The sequence below is a fragment of the Halalkaliarchaeum sp. AArc-CO genome (assembly GCF_024972735.1).
In the GTDB taxonomy this organism is placed as follows: Archaea; Halobacteriota; Halobacteria; order Halobacteriales; family Haloferacaceae; genus Halalkaliarchaeum.
Map to the genome: position 1 here is coordinate 805,487 of NZ_CP087723.1, position 19,889 is coordinate 825,375.

Consider the following 19,889-nt stretch of genomic DNA (forward strand, 5'->3'; position numbering starts at 1 on the left):
GGTCGGTCAGGTCAGCAGCTGGGGGCCGAACAGCATTACCAGCAGTGCGAGAAGCATCGTGAGCCCGATGCTGGTGGTTATCGCCCGGGTCAGCTGTGGCTTCGATTCGATCGGCAGCCGGGAGACTACCGCCTCCGTGGACGCACGGAGGATGTGGCCGCCGTCGAGCGGAAACGCGGGGATGCAGTTGAAGAACGCGAGGTTGAGGTTGATCCAGCCGGTCCAGAAGATCACGTTCACGAGCAGGAACGCGATCGGCTCGCCGGCGACGCCGAAGAGGCCCGAGACCTCATAGAAGTTCGTGTTCGCCGAGACGAAGCCGGCGAAGTTGAACTCCACGCCCGCCCCGAAGAGGCTGAAAAGCGGCAACACGAGCAGGAAGAAGGCGCCGAGGAACGGCGAGTCGACGAACCCACCAGTGAGCACCGAGAGGAAGGTATCGGCCGGATACGCCCGCACGCCGAAGCTGTCGACGGCGACGCCGCTGAAGCCGCGAGCACTGGAGACGCCGAGGAATGCACCGCCACGGTCGGGGTTCTCGCCGAGAGTGACGGTGAACGTCTCCTCGTCCGATTCGTCCCACGAACCGTCCTCTCCGGGGACGTACGCCTCGACTTCGACGGTGTCGCCGGGCTCGTACGGCTGCAGCGCCCGGTTCACGTCGCGGTGGTCGTACACCCGCGTGTCGCCGATTTCCGCGACGACGAACCGTCGGTCGGTGGGTGCGTCCGCATCGGCGAGGGGACCGTCGTCCGTCGTGGCCACGAGCGCGCCGACCGGTCCGGTTGCGGTCTCACCGTCGGCAGTTTCGAACGTCGCGACGTGGTCGACGCCAACGGTGTCCCTGAGTTCGGCTTCCGTCCGGACCTCGGTTCCGTCGACGGCGGTCACGGTGTCGTTGATCGACAGGCCGGCGCGATCGCCCCGGGACGCGAACGGCGAGTCGGCCACCAGCGTCGTCACGAGCAGCGACCGCTCGACGGTCGTTTCTGTCCGCTCGTCGCCGTCGGCGAGCGTCACGCTGACGGATCGCTCCTCGAGGTCGTCGAGCACTGCAAAGAGGTCGTCGTTCGAGCCCACCTCGACGCCGTCGACGGCGACGATCCGGTCGCCAGCCTCGATTCCCGCTTCGTCGGCTGCCGAGCCCGGGTACACGCCACCGACCGCAGCGCCCGGGGAGACCGCAACCGCGCCGGCGATCGGGCCGAACAGCAGCCCGAACGCGATGATCGTGACGATGATGTTGTTGGTCACGCCGGCGGCGAACATCCGCGAGCGAGCCCCACGTGAGGCCGCCTGCGCGCTCTCTTCGTCCGGCTGGACGAACGCGCCCAGCGGAATGAACGCCAGTAGCACCACACCCATCGACTCGATGTCGATGTCTTCCACGCGACACAGCAGTCCGTGGCCTCCTTCGTGGACGACGAGCCCGACCAGCAGGCCGATGACGATCTCCGGGGCCACCTCCAGCGGGAGGAACTCGTTGACGCCGGGGATCACGAGCACGTTCTGCGGGCCGCCGGCGATCGCGCTGTCCGGCGGCGATTCGAGGATAAAAAGCGCCTGCCCGACGAGCATCAGGAACGCGCCCGCCATCGCGACTAAGGCGAGGCCGAGTCCGAGGTTCGAGACCGCCCGCCAGAACCGCTTCGGACGGGAGAGACGCGTGAGAAACTCCCGTCCGCGTTTCGTGTGGACCGTCATGAGCGGCCCGGAGACGCGGACAGAGTCCGGGAGATACCCGCGGTTCCGCAGCGCCATCGCCGCGAACGTGTACGCGAGGATCCCCGCTAGGACCCAAAGCAGCGTATTCATCGTGGGTACCTGGGGCTTCAGCGGGCAAAGGAGTTCGGATTCGGCGGACGTCGTACTGACTGGCGACGGGCGATCGGGAGCATCAACGTACAAATACCCACCCGTTCAAGCCTCCAGTATGTACACGCCCGCCGAACTCGTCATCGAACTGGTCGCCAACCTCTGGGAGATGATCGTCATCATTGCGACGGAAGTCGCACTGGCAGATCCGTTGAGCACCGTCGCGGTCGCTGGCGGCGCCGCGTTCATCACGGTTGCCGTCGTCGTGTTCCTCTATGCGGCGATCGGTGCGGTCCTGGCCGAAGTCGGAATTAGGCTCCCCCGAATCGGCGACGGACAGTCGTCTTGACTTTCTCTCCGCCCTGAAGCGCGAAGATTCCTCCGTGGGTAAGGGGTACCCGAAGCCGGTCAGGCATCGACAGCCCAATCCCGAAGCGCCTGCCGAACGAAGTCGCTCTCGATCTCGCGGAACAGTTCTTCTGAACCGTCGTGGTCGCCGAATTCGAACCCCCGGATCACGACGACCGGCGTCCCGTCGTCGCCCTCGCCCGCGAGCAGGTTCGCCGCCGCGGCGAGTTCGTCGACGACGTTCTGGACGGTGACTCCCAGCTCGCGTCCCGTTCGATCTCGCTCGCCCCGCCAGTCCCGGCTCGCCGGAAGGCCGGTCCAGCCGATCGCGACGCCCCGCTGCCCGTGTCGGAACGGTCGCCCGCAGGTGTCGGTGACGATCACACGGTCGGTCGAGAGCCCGTCGGCGATCGATCGTGCGCTCGCGCTGGGGCGGCGGGGGAGCAACAGCAGATCGTGGCCTGGAACGTTCGACCGGTCGATCCCGGCGTTTACTGTGATGTGGCCGAACCGGGTTTCGGTGAGCAGAAACGGGGATTCCATCAGCAGTTCGACGCTTTCCTCGAGTACTGCCTGAGCAAATCGGGGGTCTTTCGGCTCGCCGGTGGCCGACTCGAGGGTCGTCGCGAGCTCCCGAGCCCGGGGACCCGCCGGAAACGACGACAGATCCGCGAGCCGGCCCTCGGCCTTCGAGACGATCGTCGAGGCGATACAGACGACGTCCGTCGGCTGCAGGTCGGTCCGCTCTTCGACCAACGCTGCGATGTCGTCACCCGGTTCGATCTCCGGTAGCCCCGGGACGGCGAACAGCTCCATGTCCGGAGGTAGTGAGGGTCGGGAAAAAGTCCGCCGGTGTGCTTCTGTCGGTACTTCCTGCCCATCGCCGTTCGGAGTCTGTCGCAGGTCGCCCAGTCGAAAGTACCGTATCCCGGGGACGCAACCGTTCGGTATGGACCACGCCGTCACGACATTCCTCAGAAACCGCGGGCAGATCCTCCTCGTCCGCCGGCCGTCGGCTGTCGACGTGTATCCGAACCGCTGGTCGGGGATCGCCGACTACCTCCAGTCGGAACCCGACGATCCGCTCGCCGAGGCCGAGCGGCACCTCCGTGAGACGATCGGTTCCGGCAGAGTAGATCTCGTTCGGTCCGGCGCGCCGATCACGGTTCCGGATGAGGATCGCACGTGGCTCGTCCATCCGTTCCTGTTCGACGTGGAAACCCGACAGATCCCCTCGGACGGGAGCATCGAGGGTGCCGAATGGGTTCACTCGACGGCGATCCGCGACCGGGACACCGTTCCGATGCTGTGGGAGACGTACCGTCGGGTCGCGCCGACCGTCGAGACGATCCGTACTGACGAAGTTCACGGGGCGTCGTGGCTCTCGGTTCGCGCGCTCGAGGTGCTCCGCGACGAAGCCGCAAGCGTCGACGAGTGGGACGGAGTCGTAGGTCTCGCACGGGAACTCGTGGACGTCCGTCCAGGGATGGTCACGATCGGAAACCGGGTGAATCGGGTAATGGCGGACGTCGTCGACGGGGTGAATCTCGTCGACGGGGATGATGCTGTCGCCGACGCGCCGTCACCGGCGTTCGTTCACGACCGATCGATCGGGGCGATCGATCGGGCGGTCGAAGCCGACGGAACAGCAGCCCGGTCCGTCGCAGAGCTCCTCGAATCCGGCAACCGCTTTCGCCGACGCGGCGGACCGATCGTCACGCTTTCCCGTTCCGAGACAGTGGTCGACGCGCTTCTCGAACTGTGTTCCCGGACGGAGCCGGCGGGTCGATCGGAGTCGGCGGATCGTTCGGAGCCGCCGGCGGATATTCGGGTGCTCGTCGGGGAATCCCGCCCCGACAGGGAGGGAGTGGGCGTGGCCGAGACGCTATCCGACTCCGGCATCGAGGTCATGCTCGCTGCGGATTCGGCGCTTCCTTGGCTCCTCGAGTGCGGCGACGCCGGCTGTGTGCTCGTCGGGGCCGACACGGTCGATCCCAGCGGGGGCGTGTACAACAAGGCAGGGACCTACGGGCTCGCACTCGCCGCCGACCGGGCCGGCGTTCCGGTGGTCGTCGTGGCGTCCTCTTCGAAGATCGCCCCGACCGCGGGGTTCGAGCAGGAACGGTCGGATCCCGCGGCAGTGTACGGCGGAAGCTCCGGGATCGAGGTGGCGACGCCCCGGTTCGACCGGACGCCCCCGGGGCTGGTGACGGCGATCGTCACCGAACATGGGACGCTCTCGACGGCAGACGTCCGGTCGATCGCGGCCGAACACCGGACGAATGCGGCGTGGTCACGGCGTGCAGTCGGGACGGACGACGTTTGAGGCAGCGTCTTTCCCCGTGCAACTTTTGAGGCAGGACGTCCTATCCACGTTCGGTGGCGATGACGACGGTTACCCCCACTGAGCCCCGTGTGATGATGGGTTCGACCGAGCCACTCCTTTGATTCAGTGACCCGCAACCAGCGCGAGCACGTGGGCCGCGAGCAGTGCGAGACCGAGCGCGGGGGTGATGGGGCCGATTCCGCCGGCGAACAGCACGGGGACGTACACCGCGGGCAGGGCGACGGCGGCGACGAATGCGACGGTTCGCAGGAGGGCGAGGAGTCGATCGCCGCCGAAACTTCCGTTCCACGGTTTCGATCGGGCGACGGAGCCGCTCATATCTCGAGACACGGTTCACGACTGCAATAACGTACTGTAAACACAAACGGGCGCTTGAGTTATGCTCCTTCGATCGTGTCGGAGGACATTTTTGTCTCCCATCCCTGGGTTCGGGGGATGAACCGCTACGGTCCGCTGTGGGACGCGAGCGTAAACGCGTCGTTTCGGGAAGCGCTGGGACCGATCGTACCGGTACTGGAATCGCTGACTCATCTCGGCGACGGCGCGTTGCTGCTCGTCCTCGGCGTGTTGCTCTACTGGTTTGGCGCCCGGGGCGCGCGCCGGGAACGGGCGTTCGTCATCGCGGTCGGCGTCGCGGTGTTTGCGCTTTCGGTCGGCCTGAAGGGGATCGTCCAGCTCCCTCGGCCGGACCTGGCGTTTACTCCCGCGGGGTATCCCGGCTACTCGTTCCCGAGCGCCCACGCGATGGGCAGCGCGGGGTTTTACGGCGCGCTGGCGGCGAGCATGACTCGCGGCCGTCCGCTGTGGCGGTATTTCGCTGCCGGTGTCGTCGTGGCGGTGGTCGCCGTCTCGCGGGTCGTGATGGGCGTTCACTACGTCGGCGATGTACTCGTGGGCGTGGTGTTGGGGTTCGGAATCGTCGCGTTCGGCATCTACTACCGGGACAACTGGACGTTCGATCCCGGGCCGCTGTTCGTCGCCGCGACGGCGATCGCGCTGCTTGCCGGGCTCTTGGGCTCGCGCGTGTTTCTCAGCTTCTCGCTCGGTGCAGCGCTGGGCGGGACGATCGGCTGGTACTACGTCGCCGAGCGCCCGACGACCTCCGTGGGTGCGGCCGTCCTGGTTCTCGGCGTAATGGGCCTGGTCGGTATCCTGGTGGTGCGTGTCGCAACGGTGTGGCTGGGGATCACGGCGCTCGTGAACGTCCATCCGGTCTCGGCGCTGGTCGCCGAGGTGATCGCGTATGCCGCGCTCACCGGATTCGTGTTGGTCGTCCCCTGGCTCGCGGTTCGGATCGAGACGCATCCGGTGGTGGTATCGCTCCAGACGAACCTCCCGTTCCGCGGTCGCGTCGTCGAACCCGAACTGCAGGCGGAGGGGGGCGACCCGAGCGACGACTGACACTGATTGTGAGCCGGCGGATCACTTCCCGCGTGTCGGGGTTGGATCCCGGAGCGTCATCGCCAGCGCAGTCGTTCCGCCGACCAGAATCGTGAACCAGTACGTGGACAGCCGCCACAGCAACGCGATCGCGGTTGCAGTTGCGAAGCCGACTGGCCAGAGCAGATACAGAGCCGCCGCCATCGACGCCTCGACGCCGCCGACGCCGCCGGGAGTCGGAACGAGGAAGCCGACCTTGCTCACGGCGACGGAGAGAAACGCGATTCCCAGCGGTATCGGGAGGCCGACCGCGTGTGCGGTCGCGAACAGTGCGACGGCGAGCCCGGCCCACCCGAGGTGGGCGAAGACGACCGCGCCCAGAATCGCCCGGCGGTCCCGACCGACCAGATCTAGCGTCGTGTAAAACCCCTCGAACCGGCGTTCGACGTTCTCCCGCCTGAGGAACCTGACGTTGCGACCGGTCAGGTGGCGGACGACCCCTCGTAGACGGGCAGTAAGGGCGGTTATCCCCCGGACCACGAGTCTCCGACGTTGCCAGCCGATCCAGAGCACGATCGCGACGATCGCGACGAGCGCGACGACCGGGAGCGCGTGGGTTCCGATGTCAATCGGGAGCGGATGGGTAACCAGGACGTAGACGGCGCCGACGCCGCCGAGCGTGTAGTAGGGGACGTAGTTGAGGAAGTCGGCGCTCACGACCGCCGCCAGTCCCTCCTCGTAGACGGCGTCGTAGTACCGGCTGACCACCGCGGCGACGCCGACGCCGGAGGTGACCTGACCGTATGGGACGGCGTATTTCGCGAACATCGCGGTGAGGAAGACGCCACTCACGAGCCAGTAGGGTCTGGGCTCGTCTACGACCGAAAGCACCTGGTGCCAGACGAGACTCCGGAAGAACAGACAGCCGATCATCGCGAGAAACGCCGTCGCGTACATCGACGGTGATGTCCGGGACACCGCAGCCAAGACGTCGTTCCATCCGATCGCGTACACGAACAACACGAGCAGCCCGACCGCGATGGCGAACGCCACGACGGCTCGTCGTTTCATCCCGGTCGGTCCGTTTCTCTCCGCGGATATAAAATCCGCTTTCGTTCGTCCACCCGTCGACTGGTGTCTGCCCTGAGTTCTTGGACCGCTCGTCCCCGGAATTGAATACAGTGGCAATGGTGGGGGGACGTATGGACATCGACACGGAGGAGCTGATTACGTCACTGACGCCACGCACGGAGAACCCGGCGATCAAGTCCTACCAGAACACGGTGTCGGTCGCGTGTCCGGCCTGCGGGATGCCGTTCGACGACCTCGTGGTCTGCAAGCAGAACCCGACCAGCCTGAATCTCTCCAAGCAGTTGAATTTCTGTGTCGGCGTCGAGGACGGGCAGGCGTTTATCTTCACCCACAAGCGGTGATCCGCGTCGCTGGGGTGCCGCTTAAGAGGTGCCTGGTTATCCCGGCGAGTTCCCGAACGAAGTGGGGAAAATGCGTTCACGTCTTCGAGGCCTCACTTCGTTCGGACTTGCTATGCACCGTCCGGGAAGTGGGGTGGCGCACGACCGTCGGGAGTGCGCCGTCCGGGAATTGAACTACGCCGAGACGTTCTTGCTCGCTCACTCTGTTCGCTGCGCGAGCTGCGACTCGTCTACTTCAATTCCCTGTGGCGATTTCGTCGCTCGCTGCGCTCGCGACAGAAATGCGCCGTCCGGGAATTGAACCGGAATCAGACGTGCTCGCTCACTCCGTTCGCTGCGCGCGACTGATAGGGTTACAATTCCCGGGTGGCGATGATGTCTCTCACTTTCGTTCGAGACAATCATGCGCCGTCCGGGAATTGAACCCGGGCTAGTGGCTTGGGAAGCCACTGTCCTACCACTGGACCAACGGCGCGCACGTCGAGATACCGTATCGGAACACTTGAACGTAGCGCTTGCCGACCAGAGATCCGGTTTCGTCTCAACTTTCGGTATTCTTATAAACGAACGTTTGATTGTCCTCTCATTTATCATCCGTTCAGTCATATTTTGACCGCTACAGATGGCTATTAGTCATTCGGGAACGAACCCGGGATCGATGAGCGAATCCGACGATGGGCGATCGATATTTCTCCGGGAGGAACCGCCGCTCGACCTCACGTTCTCGGAACCCGAACTCGAAGAGGTCCGCGACCACATCACCGACTTCATCGCCGCCACCGTCGACGCGGCCGGCGCGGAGGGCGCTGTCCTCGGGCTCTCGGGGGGGATCGACTCGACGACGACTGCCTATCTGGCGGTCGAGGCGCTGGGCCCCGACGGCGTTCACGGCCTACTCATGCCAAGCGAAGTGAACGATCCCGAGACGATGTCCGACGCCGAGCGCGTCGCCGAAGCCCTGGGTATCGAGTACGACGTAATCGAGATCCAGCCGATCGCCGAGACGTTCTTCGATCAGTATTCCGACGCGGCCGACGATCGGATGGCGGCCGGAAACGTCTACGTCCGGACACGGGCGGTGTTGAACTACTTCGTCGCGAACCACGAAAACCGGATCGTTCTCGGGACGGGCAACCGCTCGGAGGCGATGACCGGCTACTTCACGAAGTACGGCGATCAGGCGGTCGACTGCAACCCGATCGGCAACCTCTACAAGATGCAGGTGCGTCAGCTTGCAGCTCACCTTGGCGTCCCCCACGATCTGGTGATGCAGACGCCCACCGCGGGGATGTGGGTCGGGCAGACCGACGAGGAGGAGATGGGCGTCGACTACGACACCCTCGATGGAATCCTGGCGCTGCACGTCGACGGTCCGCTGTCGGCCGACGCCACCGTCCGGGCGCTGGACGTGACTGCAGAGCAGGTCGATCGAGTGGTGGAACTCGTCGAGACCAGCGAACACAAACGATCGATGCCGCCGGCGCCTCCCCTGGAGTGACCTTCGACCGGCTGGGATCCGGTCGACGTCACTCGTCCACCCCCGGTCGCCGTCACCTGTCGATGTCTTCCCCAAATCGACCGTAGAGCCGGGCGAACAGTTCCGCCTCGGCGCGTTCTTGAGCGTCGACGTCGCTCCGGTCACGGATCCGTCGCGTTATGCCCCGGAGGGCCGCTGGCGGATTCGCGGCGAGTTCCACCGCCACCTCGAAGGGATCGTCGGTGATCCGGGAGACGAGTCCGATCCGGCGTGCCTCCTCGGCGTCGATGGTCCGGCCGGACAGGGAAAGATCGAGGGCGTTGCCCTCTCCGACGATCCGGGGCAACCGGGCGGTGCCACCCCAGGCGCCGAACAGTCCGAGCCGGACGCCCGACTCCGCGAACGTCGCTTCCGGCGTGGCAATTCGGAGATCACACGCGAGCGCGAGTTCGACCCCACCGCCGCGTGCTGGCCCGTCGATTCCGGCGACGACGACCGGATCACACTCCGCTATCAGTCGGGCGACCCTCGCCCCGTGTCGGGCGAACGCCGCAGGATCCGACAGCGACGCAACAGCATCCAGGTCAGCCCCTGCACAGAACGCGTCACCCACTCCCGTGAGATAGACAACCGGATCCCCTACTCGTTCGGCGTGCCGGAGTGCATATTCCAGGCGGGTCAGGTCGGCGGGAGAGACGGCGTTGCGTCGAGCAGGAGTCGCGAATTCGACCGTTCGAATCTCATCGCGCGTCCGCGTCCGAACAGTCACGGTTGATTCCCCCATCGACGCGACGTAGTCGTGCGGTTTTGTCGACTGTTGTGACGGATGTGCACACCTCGAATCCGGCGGGATTTTCCAAAGGTCTTTGCCTTTCGCTCCCCAACCTCGTGTTGATGGACGACGCCGTGCGGGCTCGCAACGCCGCGCGCGAGGCGCTCTCGGATATCGAACCGGTGCGGCTCCGTGAGGTTCTCGATGACCGGATCGCCGACGCCTCGATGACCCCCGGAGTTTTGACGCTTTTGAGCGCGCGCGCGCTCTCGCCCGACGTCGATCTCGACGGGCTACACGGGTGTGCTGCCGGTGTGCAGCTCATCTACGAGGGGCTCCGTCTCACTCGAGCGCTCGCACACGAGGAACCGTGGGCCGACGTCGCCGACACCGAGACGGACATCGACGCCGACCTCGACGTCGTCGCTGCCGACGTGCTCGTGGCGAGGGGATTTTATCTGTTGGCACGCACTGAAGCCGGCGACCGAGCCGTCCAGGTCGTCCGGTCGTTCGGCCGCGACCAGACGCTCCGGGAAGCCGAGGGGGCCGATGTCGAAACGCTGGATCGGAACCTCGAGGCCGACGTGTTCGAACTCGCCGTGCTTGCGGGCACGACCGCCGTCGGCGAGGATCCGCCGGACGAACTGCTTTCCTACGCCTGCGAACTCGCCAGGGAGTACGAGGGCGACATGCCCCCGGCCCGGCAGGCGCTCCCGGAGACGACCACCGACCACATCGCTACGCTGACTGGCGGGCGGGTGCCGTCGACGACGGATTCCTGAGGCGAATCGAAAGCCCTAAAGACGAATCCAGCCAACCCACTGTTGCGCGCCTGGGTAGCTTAGCGGTAAAGCGCGTCCTTGGTAAGGACGAGACCGCGGGTTCAATTCCCGCCTCAGGCTTGCTTTCCCTGTTTCTTCCGGTAGTTACCGTGTTCTCCGTCGGTGAAACAAAGATGGGTTTGAAAGGACGCGAGGGTGCCCTTCTCGGGAGCGCCTTGACGCTGTCACGCGTTTTTCAGGTACAGTCAAGCATACTAGATGAATATAAACCCGGGCGAATACTAGCTCTAGCGTTTGGACGGGAGGTGCGATGAGAATGAAGCACGGAGACGAGAACAAGGTAGACGGTATCGTCCTCGTAACAGAGGACGCCGCAGAATACCTGAATCCTCGGCAGGAACTCTCTTACCGGGAACACCGCAGAGAGTTAGCGGAGTGGATGCTCAGCCTCGGAAAAGACCCGGGGAAGGCAGAGGGCTACAGCCATACTACTGCGAAGAACAGGATGAACCGGCTCGACCTCTTCTACCGGTACACCTGGGATCAGGAAGGCCGATACGTCCAGGATCTCTCGACTGATCACGCCGATTCTTGGATGCGTTGGCTCGCACGGAAAGACTACAAGGAGTCGACGAAGTGCCACTACCAGAAGGCCGTCCACACCTTGTTCAAATGGCAGAACTGGGAACGCGACCGGAACATCGACTGGGAACCTGTGATCGAGTACAGCGATCCCTCCACCAACTACACCCCGAGAGACTACCTGACAAGGGACGACCGTAGAAAACTCCGGGAAGCTGCGATGGAGTACGGATCCGTACCTCACTACAATTCTTTAATGCCGGAGGAGCGGGACCGCTGGAGGAAGCACCTCGCACAGCGGCTCCAGAAACCCGCTGAAAAGGTAGGGAAGGAGGACTGGATCAAGGCGAACTCCTTCAAGTACACCTCAATGATCTACACCGCTTTGGACGCGGGACTACGGCCATGTGAGGTCGAACGCGCCAACCTTCGATGGGTGGACACGGACAACCAGGTACTACGGATTCCCAGGGAGGACGCATCGAAGAACCGTGAGAACTGGATCATCGCACTGAAACCCGAGACCGCATCCATACTGGAACGCTGGATCGAGGAACGAAAAACACGTGAGAAGTACGACAACCGGGAGGCGTTGTGGCTTACCAAGTACGGCAACAGGTACAACAAGGACTCCTTCAGGACCGTCTTCCGGAACATCGCCCAGGAGGCAGGGCTCGACCTCGAGAACCGTGACCTGACTCCTTACAGCATCCGGCACTCCACCGCTACATACATCGCCGAGGAACAAGGGTTAGCGGTCGCTGCCGCACAGTGCCGCCACAAGTCCAAACGGACTACGGAGAAGTACGAGCATAGTTCAGTTAGTCGTCAATCCGACGCGGTCAACAGCATAGACTGAACTTCGGTCAAATCGATACACGGCGTATAGTCGCCGTGTTTTCAAACCTGATTCAGACCTGTTTTCCCATGCTGCCAGGAACCGTTCTAACCTGATTCAAGGCTGATTCAGAACCGGTGAATAGTAGGAGGCTTAAGAGACTTGAGTACGAAATTCTGTTTAGTATATGAGTGGTGCCCTGCCTTATGTTGATACTGAGGAATGTGTAGTAGCCGCTCTGGAGGCTTTTGAATCCTGGCTTGAGAACTATTTAGAACAAGACCAGGTAAGCTGGAAGATCGTTTTCGATCAATATAGCACGATCTTCATCGATGATCCTTCCTCTGATCTGATCGACATTTCTATCACTGGACGCCTTTCAGAACAGATACCTGAGGAATATGCTAATGATTCAGGAGAAATACGCACGCCTGTTTTTCCAGCTGGTGCTCAAGGATTCCCAGACAACATCAAGGTTAATGAATCAGTGGGGCATGAAGAGTTATTCTCTGAGATTGTTGTCGAACTTCAGGAACTCGAAGAAGGTTCTGCTTCTGAGGACATTGTTCTAGAAGATGTTATTGAACGTCATAATGATCATGGGATTGTGGATGCCTTCGGCAGCGTCTGGGGTGAACGTGATTCTCTATTAGCGGTGAAAGCGGCTGAGCGCTCTCTATCCGAAGAGGACCCTGATATCGTTGTCAGCTTTGATGTTCTCCAGAGAATGGCTCCTCCTTTCCAATATGCAGATTATCTGAAGTATGAACAGCATGAGGATGGCGAGCTGCTGAGCCAGCATAAAGTCAGTTTCAATAAGATCGTAGAGTCAGAGTCTCTCTCGTCCGAGGAACTTCCTGAAGCCGAGAAAGTGTATGTTCATCAGGATAAGAGGGTTGCAGCATCAGATCATGATATCTCTTCCCAGGATATCGCTCAAGCCATTCAGGGAAATGTACTACGTAAGAACAGTTTTTGTACACTTTCTGACCCTACTGATAGAGGTTTAAGAGCCCGTGTTGGATCCATAGAGAAAGTAGTGCTTGAAGAAGATGAAGAGACTTACCGCGGCTTTGTCCGTATCTCACCTAGCGTTGATGTCTCTCTTGTATACGATTTCTATGCAGCGCTCCGTGTACCTGAAGCTCCCTATCTGACCCATGATTTGGCTCAGGAAACCGTAGACTGGGATAGAGACCACAATCGGTTTTCGGGTTGGAGTGCGGCAGGCGACGGTTTTGCCTACCATAGCATTGATCGGAGGAGAGACATTCAACGTCGGTTGCTCGCACATAAGTACTGGGTCATACACGGTGAGAAGTACCGCAGAAAGGCCGATTTCGAAGACGATGTTGAAGCCCTTATTGAGATGATGGAGTCGGAACTGAACTGCGAGGTCTCTTGGCGCAAGTTTGAGGGAACCCGTATTCAGAAGACGCCTATCCGCCAGTCAGATGTATTGGAACAGATTAGGAACGATGTCCGTACGCCACCTGACAGAAGCACCTTGCTCGAGGCCATAGATCCATTCACAAACAGCAGCGAGGATGTCGAAGATATTGATGAACCGCTGTTTCCCAGCGATCTATCCGAATTCGTTGCCGATACAAGCATAATCGATGCCCAGGTAATCACGAGACTTGTATCAGAGGGTGATCTATACAGATCAACCGTACTGATCCCGGATGTAGTACTGGAAGAGATTCACCGACAGGTCGAAAAAGGAGCTTCACGAGGCGACTCCGGCCTTGAGGAGCTAACCGCATTAAGAGAGCTCACGGAAAAGGATATCATCAACCTTGAAACAGTTACTACAGAAAAATCTGTAGATACTGAGGACAACGTCGCAGTCGATCAATCACTAATTCAAGTCGCAAAGAAACACGACGTCCCACTCTGTTCTGCAGACGAGACACTTCTGAAGTTCGCGGAGGCAGCTGGTGTCACTGCATACCCCTTAGAACAGGAACTTTCCCACTGGAGCCAGACGATCAAAAATTCGCTGAGACAAAGCGGTGAGCTTCCGATTACTGACTTGGTTAGGAAAGTCTACCAGAAAGTCGATGAGAAGAAGTTTTCAGAAGAATCGGTGCATCAAGCCCTCTTCAGAAGTCCTGGACGGATACCATCTCAAGATATAGCTATGGAGATGGCTATACGGGAAGAAATCAACCGTCTTGTACGCCGCGGAGAACTGTACCAACAAGGTGGACAGGTAGGTCTCAAACAGGAAGTCACAGTGGTACCTTCGCTAGGTGCGATTAAAGACAGGACACTTTTTGAGAAGATAGATAACGGTGAACTTTCCGACAGAATCGAAATCCCTCCCCACAAAATCCAGTTCAAAGTCCTTCTACCAGATACCTTCAAGCACTGGGCTTCACTCCAAGGCAAGCAGGAATACCTTTTAGCACTCGACAAGCTAGAAGATCTGGATAGTCAGGCCGAAATCCGGATTGAATGGAGGGAAGTCCTACCATCAGAAACAGGGTTAGCATTGCTGGACGAGGAACAGTTCTCCAATCTCTTCCAAGGCCTTCAAAGGAAGACCGCCGTGGAACTCAACACTGTAATCGGCACGGGTTCCAGCTCTATCCTGATAAATCATTAATTCCGAATCCCGGTATGAAAACCATCGAAATTGCACCTAAGCCAGTGTTTTTCGATTTTCTTAGCAGTTCGGCCACTTCGGCAGGAAAGCAGAACTCCAACCCTCATTAGCGAGGGAGTTCGGGGACTTCGGCATATCGGAAAAGGGTAGCTCTGTTGACCTCGCTCACCCAGTCCAGGGTGAAGCCATCTGAGGAAAAGCGGCCGAACAAACGAAACGATGCTTGCGTGTTCTTGATCAAGTGAAGAGAGGAGGACACCCGTCTCGTCGAAAGGTTCGCTCGTCAACAGAGCTCATAGATCACGATTGAGGTTGCCGATTAAGTGTCACTGTCAAGTGATTATTTATGTTTTGGCTGAATATGTTTTCACAGATATGGGAAGCGCCTCCACTGGTTCCTCAGGAGCATCAAGCATAGGATATACAGATGCAAAGAAAGGGATGAATCAAGCTTTAGAATCAGATAAAACACAGATGGCGGTTGATATCGCAGTTACTGGCGCTTTAGCCGTACAGCCGAACGGTCCAGCGAAAGTAACCACTTATGCTTATCTAAAGCACACAAACACCTTTATTCAAACAACAAGCCAGGAAGGTATTGAGGCAGGAATCCAAGCGACCGGTAAAAGCATGGTAAAAGGAGAAATAGCTAATCAGGTTTCCGGAGGAATCGTTCATACATCACAACAAGCAGTTTCAGCTGCCTCCGAAAACGAAACAGTGGCAAGAGGTGTTGACGAGGTAAACAACAACTTCGGAACACCTTCGGAAGAGGCCGCAAAGGCGACTCTTGGAAGCGTTATCTCCAATGGTGCGGACGCCATGATGACTGGAGGTTCGAAAGACGATGAGTGACGATCCATTCGTAGATGAAGAAGAGGCAGAACAGAATATTGAGGAGTTTATTGAGGAACACGGGACAGAAGGTCTCTTCGTCGTATACTTTCGTCAGTTCATCTTTAGCTTCATAATGCAGGAGCTGAAGTCCAGTGACGAAGAAGTAGAGGACATCGGAACCCAGCTTCACCTTGACCCGGACGGAGACCAGCCTCTCAAAAATCAACGCGAACAAATGCTGGAACGGTGCGAACACTGGGCTCGAGACCTCGTCGATCACCTAAAAGAAGATGAAGTCGTCTCCGAAGTCATCGAATCAGGCGATCTTTCACGGCTTGAAGACGAAGATGTCGAGGAACGAGTCGAACAGGCTATTGACGAGAAGTTTGGTGAATGGAAAAATCTTCTTGAGGACTTTCTTGAGGGACTGGAATGACAACGGAGAAATATTATGTTCTACGTCATCCTGAGTTCCAGAGACGGACGGAATCGAAACTTCGAAAGAAAGATGAAACGGACTATGATAATATCATAGCAGTTGTTCCATACAAAAAGGACGAATTTCCTTACGAAGTAGACTATAGCAGGAGGAAACCGCTAGAGGCGGACGAAGTCGTCAAGTACGATCACTCCATCACCCATAATCTGTTTCAGGATAGAGTTCCCGACATCGTATTAGATATTCTGGAAATTGCTGTGGCTACATTCGCGGCAGACAAAGCAGTAGATCGCGGTGTTAAGATTAATGATGAGGACTTTGATGAAAGCCGACTCAACACCAGGAATATCAAGCTCCAGGTTCCAGTACTATCGCCTGAGATAGCGACTGAAGAGATGGAACGGCTCTACTCGGAGATGGTGTCCCACATGACTCGGGATGTTGTAGAGTACGACTTCCAGCTCGTCGGCAAAACTGAGTCAATAGATAGATACACGGGCCAATGTGGCGATAACACAGTAAGCCTCCTTTCAGATGGTCTGGATAGTACTGCCGGTATCTACCATAACAAGTCCCAAGGAACGGAATCAGAGTACGTCACGGTCAATTATGGAAGCGGTGTTAGACCGAAAGTAGAAGAAATCGCAGAAGAAGCAGAGATTGACCCTCAAATCTTCAAAACTCGTTACGAAGGTAGCGGCGAATCTACTCAGTTCTCCCGAGGACTTCTCCATCTCAGCTTTGCAGCTGCTGCCGGTTCCGCCTTCGGCGCCAACGAAATACGATGTTTCGAGAATGGAATCATGGCCCGGTTCCTCATACTTTCCGAAGGCTGGATGACCACAAGAACCGTTTCACCACTCTTCTTAACCTACTTCAACAAGATACTGGATAGCCTTTCAAAGCCAATCACGGTCAAAAACCCGTTTGTCAACCACACCAAAACAGAGATCATAAGCAAGATTCCTAGCACCGAAACAGTACAAAAAGCCATCTCTTGTCCACATAAAGCCTGGTTCGGAAACCAGAACTGCGGACTCTGTGTACCCTGCCTCATACGGAACATCGGCATAATTCAGAGCAGTCATGAAGTCGCATTAGAAGACCTCTCCAAGTATAACCCGTTGCTCTCAGCGAACTTCGAAAATCAGACTTTCGACGTAGAAATAAAAGAGAATTTGAACGACAATGCAAACTCTCAAGATGTTTTCTTCAAAGCTGTAGCAGAGATAGCATACTTCTGCCGCCGCATCCTGAAAGAGAATCCTCGGGACCTCGCAATAGAGTATCCGGAATTGCTAAACAGGCCAATCTATAGACAACATCATCTATTTGCAGAAAACTTCGTGGAATCCATGCACACAGCTTCAGAGAAAAACCCTACCCTCTCTTATCTAGTGAGAGAATCGTCAAACAATTAGAAAAACAGCGGGAGAAAAACTGAGGAAAGATAAAGGATTCCTGAGTAGAATACGAATAAAACGGAAAATGCAGTGAAGGCCGGAACAGCTAACTCACGTAGATGATGTAAAGAAAGTCGGCTGTACGAGGTGCGGCGGACTTCTGGATCAATATCATTTGGTAAATGATCCAAAATACCCTCAACATGGCTATCGCCTACTACAGCCACAACTCGATTACTGTCTTCAGCTGCTTCAACAATTTTATCTGCCATAATCTGATCTCGGTTATTATCCTCAGATGAACGCTCCATATTGTATATCCGTATAAGCAAAATCGGTAACAGTACACCAATTAGGAGAAGAAATGCACCTCCTACAGTATTTCCTGTGGAGAGACCGAAAAGGATGCTAAACGATACTAAGAGGTAGAACAAAATAGCGCCCATCCACTGCATCCATCGAGAAGTGTTGTCCAATAATTCTGAATCCGATTCCCTAGTGTACACTACGTCAGCATCCTGTATCTCCGCCAAATCAATCAGAATATCTTTGCCGACATACAGATTGTTCATAATCAGCCCAAAAATATCGAGCGATGTCGAGAACCAGCTTTCTTTCCAGCCATAATCAGGTTCAGACTCTGCGCCTTCTAAGACTAGGGTGTCGATCCCCTCTTTCACTAACTCACATTCTTCTTCCAAGTCCCCCGAACTTGTATGCAACTCTCCCTTCAAAACGACCTCTGTCATCCCTTGTCAATCAACATAGTATATAGATATATTATACTTTTCGGCGAAATCTCCAGGCGCCAGATGCCAGATGCACTTAGGGGTACAACGGAAATTGGATAGTTGGGGTTAAATTTTAGTTATTTAACCATAGATTTGTTTTTGAATGCCTAGGTTCGAACACGGGATTGAAAGAGGTGTTGGAATGGTTATAGAGGCAATTATTGTCGCCATCCTATTCTCTGCCTTTGTTGAAGCCGGCCTCATTCCAAGATTGTACTTTATTTTGTTCAATATGGCCTCGATCGTTGGTCTCGTGTTTTTAATAGATAAGTCTAGGTACTGGTCCTATGGCTACCTTTTAGGATGGGTTTTTGGAATAGTACTGACTGCAGGAACGTTGATTCAGACCGAACTTTTCGGATGGTTTGACCTGCTGTTATACGGCGCAACGGCTTCGGCAGCAGTGTATCTCAGGCTAAAAATCCGTCTCTAAACCTTATCGATTACTGTCAACCGAACTGTTGCGTTCCACTATCTAGATAGTATATAAAGAATACTGGCTAGGTTTCTCTTGAAAACTCAAAAGAAGGAAGGAGAAGGAAAAATAGAGGTATCGAACACCTCTAAACGGTTTAGAGCTTGGGGTGGGAGCCCAGTTTACAAACGATGTAATGGGGTCCAAAAGTAACGGCGGGCAAGAGAAGCCGGGCACCGGTTCCACCGGAACCCAACCGACGAACGGTGTAGAGCATTCACACCCCATTGAATCCAAGCGAAGCTGCGTCTCTCCCCGGTCTCCTTCCATCTCGAGGAGAACGAAACTCTATGTCTACCACCGAACACGTCAACGTAGAACGAAGCCTTCAAAATCTCGAGGAGGAGGTCCACCCGGAGAACGCGGAAGCAGTACGCCGCTTTATCGATCACCAGGCCGCGGAAGGGATCAGCGAGGTACAGCAGGACCGCCAGGTACAGTCGTTCAAAGCGCTTCTGACTAAGTTCGCTCCCGACGGCTTCCGGCTGCAAGGTGCGTCCGAAGACGAGCTCAAAACGTTGCTCGCCCGTTTGAACAGGAGTGACTACGCGGAGTCGACCAAGATCAAGTTCAAGGGAGCGGTCAAGAAGTTCTACAAGGTGGAGAACGGTGGCCACGAACACCCTTCGAAAGTAGGTTTCTTCTCCGTTAACAAGAAGAAGGCCACTCCCGTTACGCGGGACGACCTGTTTACCGATGAGGAGCGGAAACGTTTGTTCCGCAGCTTCACCAATACAAGGGATCGGGCGTTCACCATGGTTCTATACGAAAGTGCGGCACGTCCAGGTGAACTCCTCAACTGCAACATAAACGACTTCTCAACAGGGAAAGGCGACTTCATCTTCCTCGAAGGATCGAAAGGGACGCCCGACAGGAACAACCAGCTCGTGCGATCGGGAAGGACGTTACGTGAATGGATCTCGCAGCACCCTTTAGGCGGTGAGATCGGCGACATCGAGGATTCATCCGCACCTCTCTGGGTCAAAAACGAGCAACAAAGTTGCGAACACTGCGGTGAGATCCCGCGTTTCCACGATGATGGTTGTAGTTACGAGCCGGATCTACGTGACAGGATGAACTACAACGGCTTCCTCAACCGTTTCAAGGATGCCTGTGAACGCGCAGACATCCCTGAGAACAAACAGCGGCCGTACAATCTGCGTCATACCCGTTTGACCGAGGTCGCGACCTTCATGGGCTACGAACAGCTCAACAAGTTCGCCGGCTGGGTCCCAGGAAGTAATAGAGCGAAGGTATACGTCCACCTCAACAGCGACGACGTCAACAAAGCGATACGGGAAGAGTACGGTCTCGACAACGGTGAGGAAGAGGACGGGTCGATCAACTGCTCCTTCTGCGGAACCGAGAACCAGTCCCAGTATTCTGAGTGTCGTAACTGTGGACGACCACTAAGCCTTGAAGAAAAATCGAGCAAAGAGGAGAAGCGGAAGATCCTGGAACGGTTGGCAGAGCTTGAGGAACAAGGAGTATTAGAAAATATTTTTACTGATAAATAGTTTGGCACGGAATTATCCATCACAACGCACGTGTTCTTCCAT

Annotated in this window: 19 protein-coding genes and 2 tRNA genes; 14 read left to right on the forward strand and 7 right to left on the reverse strand. The window is 57.5% G+C overall.

Translation table 11 applies throughout. From position 1 onward, the window contains the following. Positions 1-6: 6 nt before the first annotated feature. A complete protein-coding gene (locus AArcCO_RS04705) occupies positions 7-1,815 on the reverse strand; it encodes a site-2 protease family protein (RefSeq protein WP_259535282.1) in 1,809 nt (602 codons plus the stop codon). A gap of 118 nt (positions 1,816-1,933) precedes the next feature. Here AArcCO_RS04705 and AArcCO_RS04710 point away from each other — a divergent pair, with 118 nt between their 5' ends. Further along, positions 1,934-2,164: a DUF8024 family protein gene (locus AArcCO_RS04710; RefSeq protein ID WP_259535283.1), complete on the forward strand. Its 231-nt coding sequence runs from the start codon at positions 1,934-1,936 to the stop codon at positions 2,162-2,164. A 59-nt stretch (positions 2,165-2,223) separates the two neighbouring features. Here the strand turns inward: AArcCO_RS04710 and AArcCO_RS04715 are convergent, their stop codons facing one another. Beyond that, the gene (locus AArcCO_RS04715; RefSeq protein ID WP_259535284.1) at positions 2,224-2,979 is read right to left on the reverse strand and encodes a coenzyme F420-0:L-glutamate ligase; all 756 of its coding nucleotides are present in this window, start codon (positions 2,977-2,979) and stop codon (positions 2,224-2,226) included. Positions 2,980-3,112: 133 nt separating this feature from the next. Between AArcCO_RS04715 and AArcCO_RS04720 the strand changes: the two genes are divergently transcribed. Continuing rightward, a complete protein-coding gene (locus tag AArcCO_RS04720; RefSeq protein ID WP_259535285.1) occupies positions 3,113-4,489 on the forward strand; it encodes an eIF2B alpha/beta/delta subunit family protein in 1,377 nt (458 codons plus the stop codon). Between the two features lie 123 nt (positions 4,490-4,612). Here AArcCO_RS04720 and AArcCO_RS04725 read toward each other — a convergent pair whose 3' ends face one another. Further along, positions 4,613-4,828 (reverse strand): DUF8028 family protein, encoded by a 216-nt coding sequence (locus AArcCO_RS04725; RefSeq protein WP_259535286.1) that lies wholly within the window; start codon positions 4,826-4,828, stop codon positions 4,613-4,615. A 117-nt stretch (positions 4,829-4,945) separates the two neighbouring features. On the opposite strand from AArcCO_RS04725, the gene AArcCO_RS04730 reads away from it, so the two are divergent. Beyond that, positions 4,946-5,911, forward strand: a complete 966-nt coding sequence (locus AArcCO_RS04730) for a phosphatase PAP2 family protein (RefSeq protein WP_259535287.1) — start codon at positions 4,946-4,948, stop codon at positions 5,909-5,911. Between the two features lie 21 nt (positions 5,912-5,932). On the opposite strand, the gene AArcCO_RS04735 is transcribed toward AArcCO_RS04730, so the two are convergent. Next, the gene (locus AArcCO_RS04735; protein ID WP_259535288.1) at positions 5,933-6,961 is read right to left on the reverse strand and encodes a lysylphosphatidylglycerol synthase transmembrane domain-containing protein; all 1,029 of its coding nucleotides are present in this window, start codon (positions 6,959-6,961) and stop codon (positions 5,933-5,935) included. A gap of 131 nt (positions 6,962-7,092) precedes the next feature. Between AArcCO_RS04735 and AArcCO_RS04740 the strand changes: the two genes are divergently transcribed. Further along, entirely contained in the window at positions 7,093-7,323 is a 231-nt protein-coding gene (locus AArcCO_RS04740; protein ID WP_259535289.1) for a DUF7385 family protein, read from the forward strand. A 404-nt stretch (positions 7,324-7,727) separates the two neighbouring features. Here the strand turns inward: AArcCO_RS04740 and AArcCO_RS04745 are convergent. Next, a tRNA-Gly gene (locus tag AArcCO_RS04745) sits at positions 7,728-7,798 on the reverse strand. 183 nt (positions 7,799-7,981) lie between these two features. Between AArcCO_RS04745 and AArcCO_RS04750 the strand changes: the two genes are divergently transcribed. Further along, positions 7,982-8,821, forward strand: coding sequence for an NAD+ synthase (locus AArcCO_RS04750; RefSeq protein WP_259535290.1), 840 nt, complete (start codon positions 7,982-7,984; stop codon positions 8,819-8,821). A 52-nt stretch (positions 8,822-8,873) separates the two neighbouring features. On the opposite strand, the gene AArcCO_RS04755 is transcribed toward AArcCO_RS04750, so the two are convergent. Beyond that, on the reverse strand, positions 8,874-9,584 hold the full coding sequence (locus tag AArcCO_RS04755) for an enoyl-CoA hydratase/isomerase family protein (RefSeq protein ID WP_259535291.1): 711 nt from the start codon (positions 9,582-9,584) through the stop codon (positions 8,874-8,876). Between the two features lie 110 nt (positions 9,585-9,694). Here AArcCO_RS04755 and AArcCO_RS04760 point away from each other — a divergent pair, with 110 nt between their 5' ends. The 7 genes from AArcCO_RS04760 to AArcCO_RS04790 all read left to right on the forward strand — a co-directional run bounded on the left by AArcCO_RS04760 (position 9,695) and on the right by AArcCO_RS04790 (position 17,082). Further along, positions 9,695-10,354, forward strand: coding sequence for a DUF7114 family protein (locus AArcCO_RS04760; RefSeq protein WP_259535292.1), 660 nt, complete (start codon positions 9,695-9,697; stop codon positions 10,352-10,354). 48 nt (positions 10,355-10,402) lie between these two features. Next, a tRNA-Thr gene (locus AArcCO_RS04765) sits at positions 10,403-10,474 on the forward strand. A 196-nt stretch (positions 10,475-10,670) separates the two neighbouring features. Further along, positions 10,671-11,795, forward strand: a complete 1,125-nt coding sequence (locus tag AArcCO_RS04770) for a tyrosine-type recombinase/integrase (protein ID WP_259535293.1) — start codon at positions 10,671-10,673, stop codon at positions 11,793-11,795. Positions 11,796-11,961: 166 nt separating this feature from the next. Then, complete coding sequence (locus AArcCO_RS04775; RefSeq protein ID WP_259535294.1) at positions 11,962-14,385, forward strand: PIN domain-containing protein; 2,424 nt, start codon at positions 11,962-11,964, stop codon at positions 14,383-14,385. Positions 14,386-14,760: 375 nt separating this feature from the next. Next, positions 14,761-15,240, forward strand: a complete 480-nt coding sequence (locus tag AArcCO_RS04780; protein ID WP_259535295.1) for a hypothetical protein — start codon at positions 14,761-14,763, stop codon at positions 15,238-15,240. After that, entirely contained in the window at positions 15,233-15,658 is a 426-nt protein-coding gene (locus tag AArcCO_RS04785; RefSeq protein WP_259535296.1) for a hypothetical protein, read from the forward strand. Before AArcCO_RS04780 ends, AArcCO_RS04785 begins: the two co-directional genes overlap by 8 nt. Then, complete coding sequence (locus AArcCO_RS04790; RefSeq protein ID WP_259535297.1) at positions 15,655-17,082, forward strand: 7-cyano-7-deazaguanine synthase; 1,428 nt, start codon at positions 15,655-15,657, stop codon at positions 17,080-17,082. The genes AArcCO_RS04785 and AArcCO_RS04790 overlap by 4 nt, the downstream gene beginning before the upstream one ends. On the opposite strand, the gene AArcCO_RS04795 is transcribed toward AArcCO_RS04790, so the two are convergent. Beyond that, on the reverse strand, positions 17,079-17,813 hold the full coding sequence (locus AArcCO_RS04795) for a hypothetical protein (protein ID WP_259535298.1): 735 nt from the start codon (positions 17,811-17,813) through the stop codon (positions 17,079-17,081). The two genes, AArcCO_RS04790 and AArcCO_RS04795, sit on opposite strands and share 4 nt — an antisense overlap. Positions 17,814-17,958: 145 nt before the next feature. On the opposite strand from AArcCO_RS04795, the gene AArcCO_RS04800 reads away from it, so the two are divergent. Beyond that, the gene (locus AArcCO_RS04800) at positions 17,959-18,288 is read left to right on the forward strand and encodes a hypothetical protein (RefSeq protein ID WP_259535299.1); all 330 of its coding nucleotides are present in this window, start codon (positions 17,959-17,961) and stop codon (positions 18,286-18,288) included. A 332-nt stretch (positions 18,289-18,620) separates the two neighbouring features. Further along, the gene (locus tag AArcCO_RS04805) at positions 18,621-19,847 is read left to right on the forward strand and encodes a tyrosine-type recombinase/integrase (RefSeq protein ID WP_259535300.1); all 1,227 of its coding nucleotides are present in this window, start codon (positions 18,621-18,623) and stop codon (positions 19,845-19,847) included. Positions 19,848-19,889: the final 42 nt, after the last annotated feature.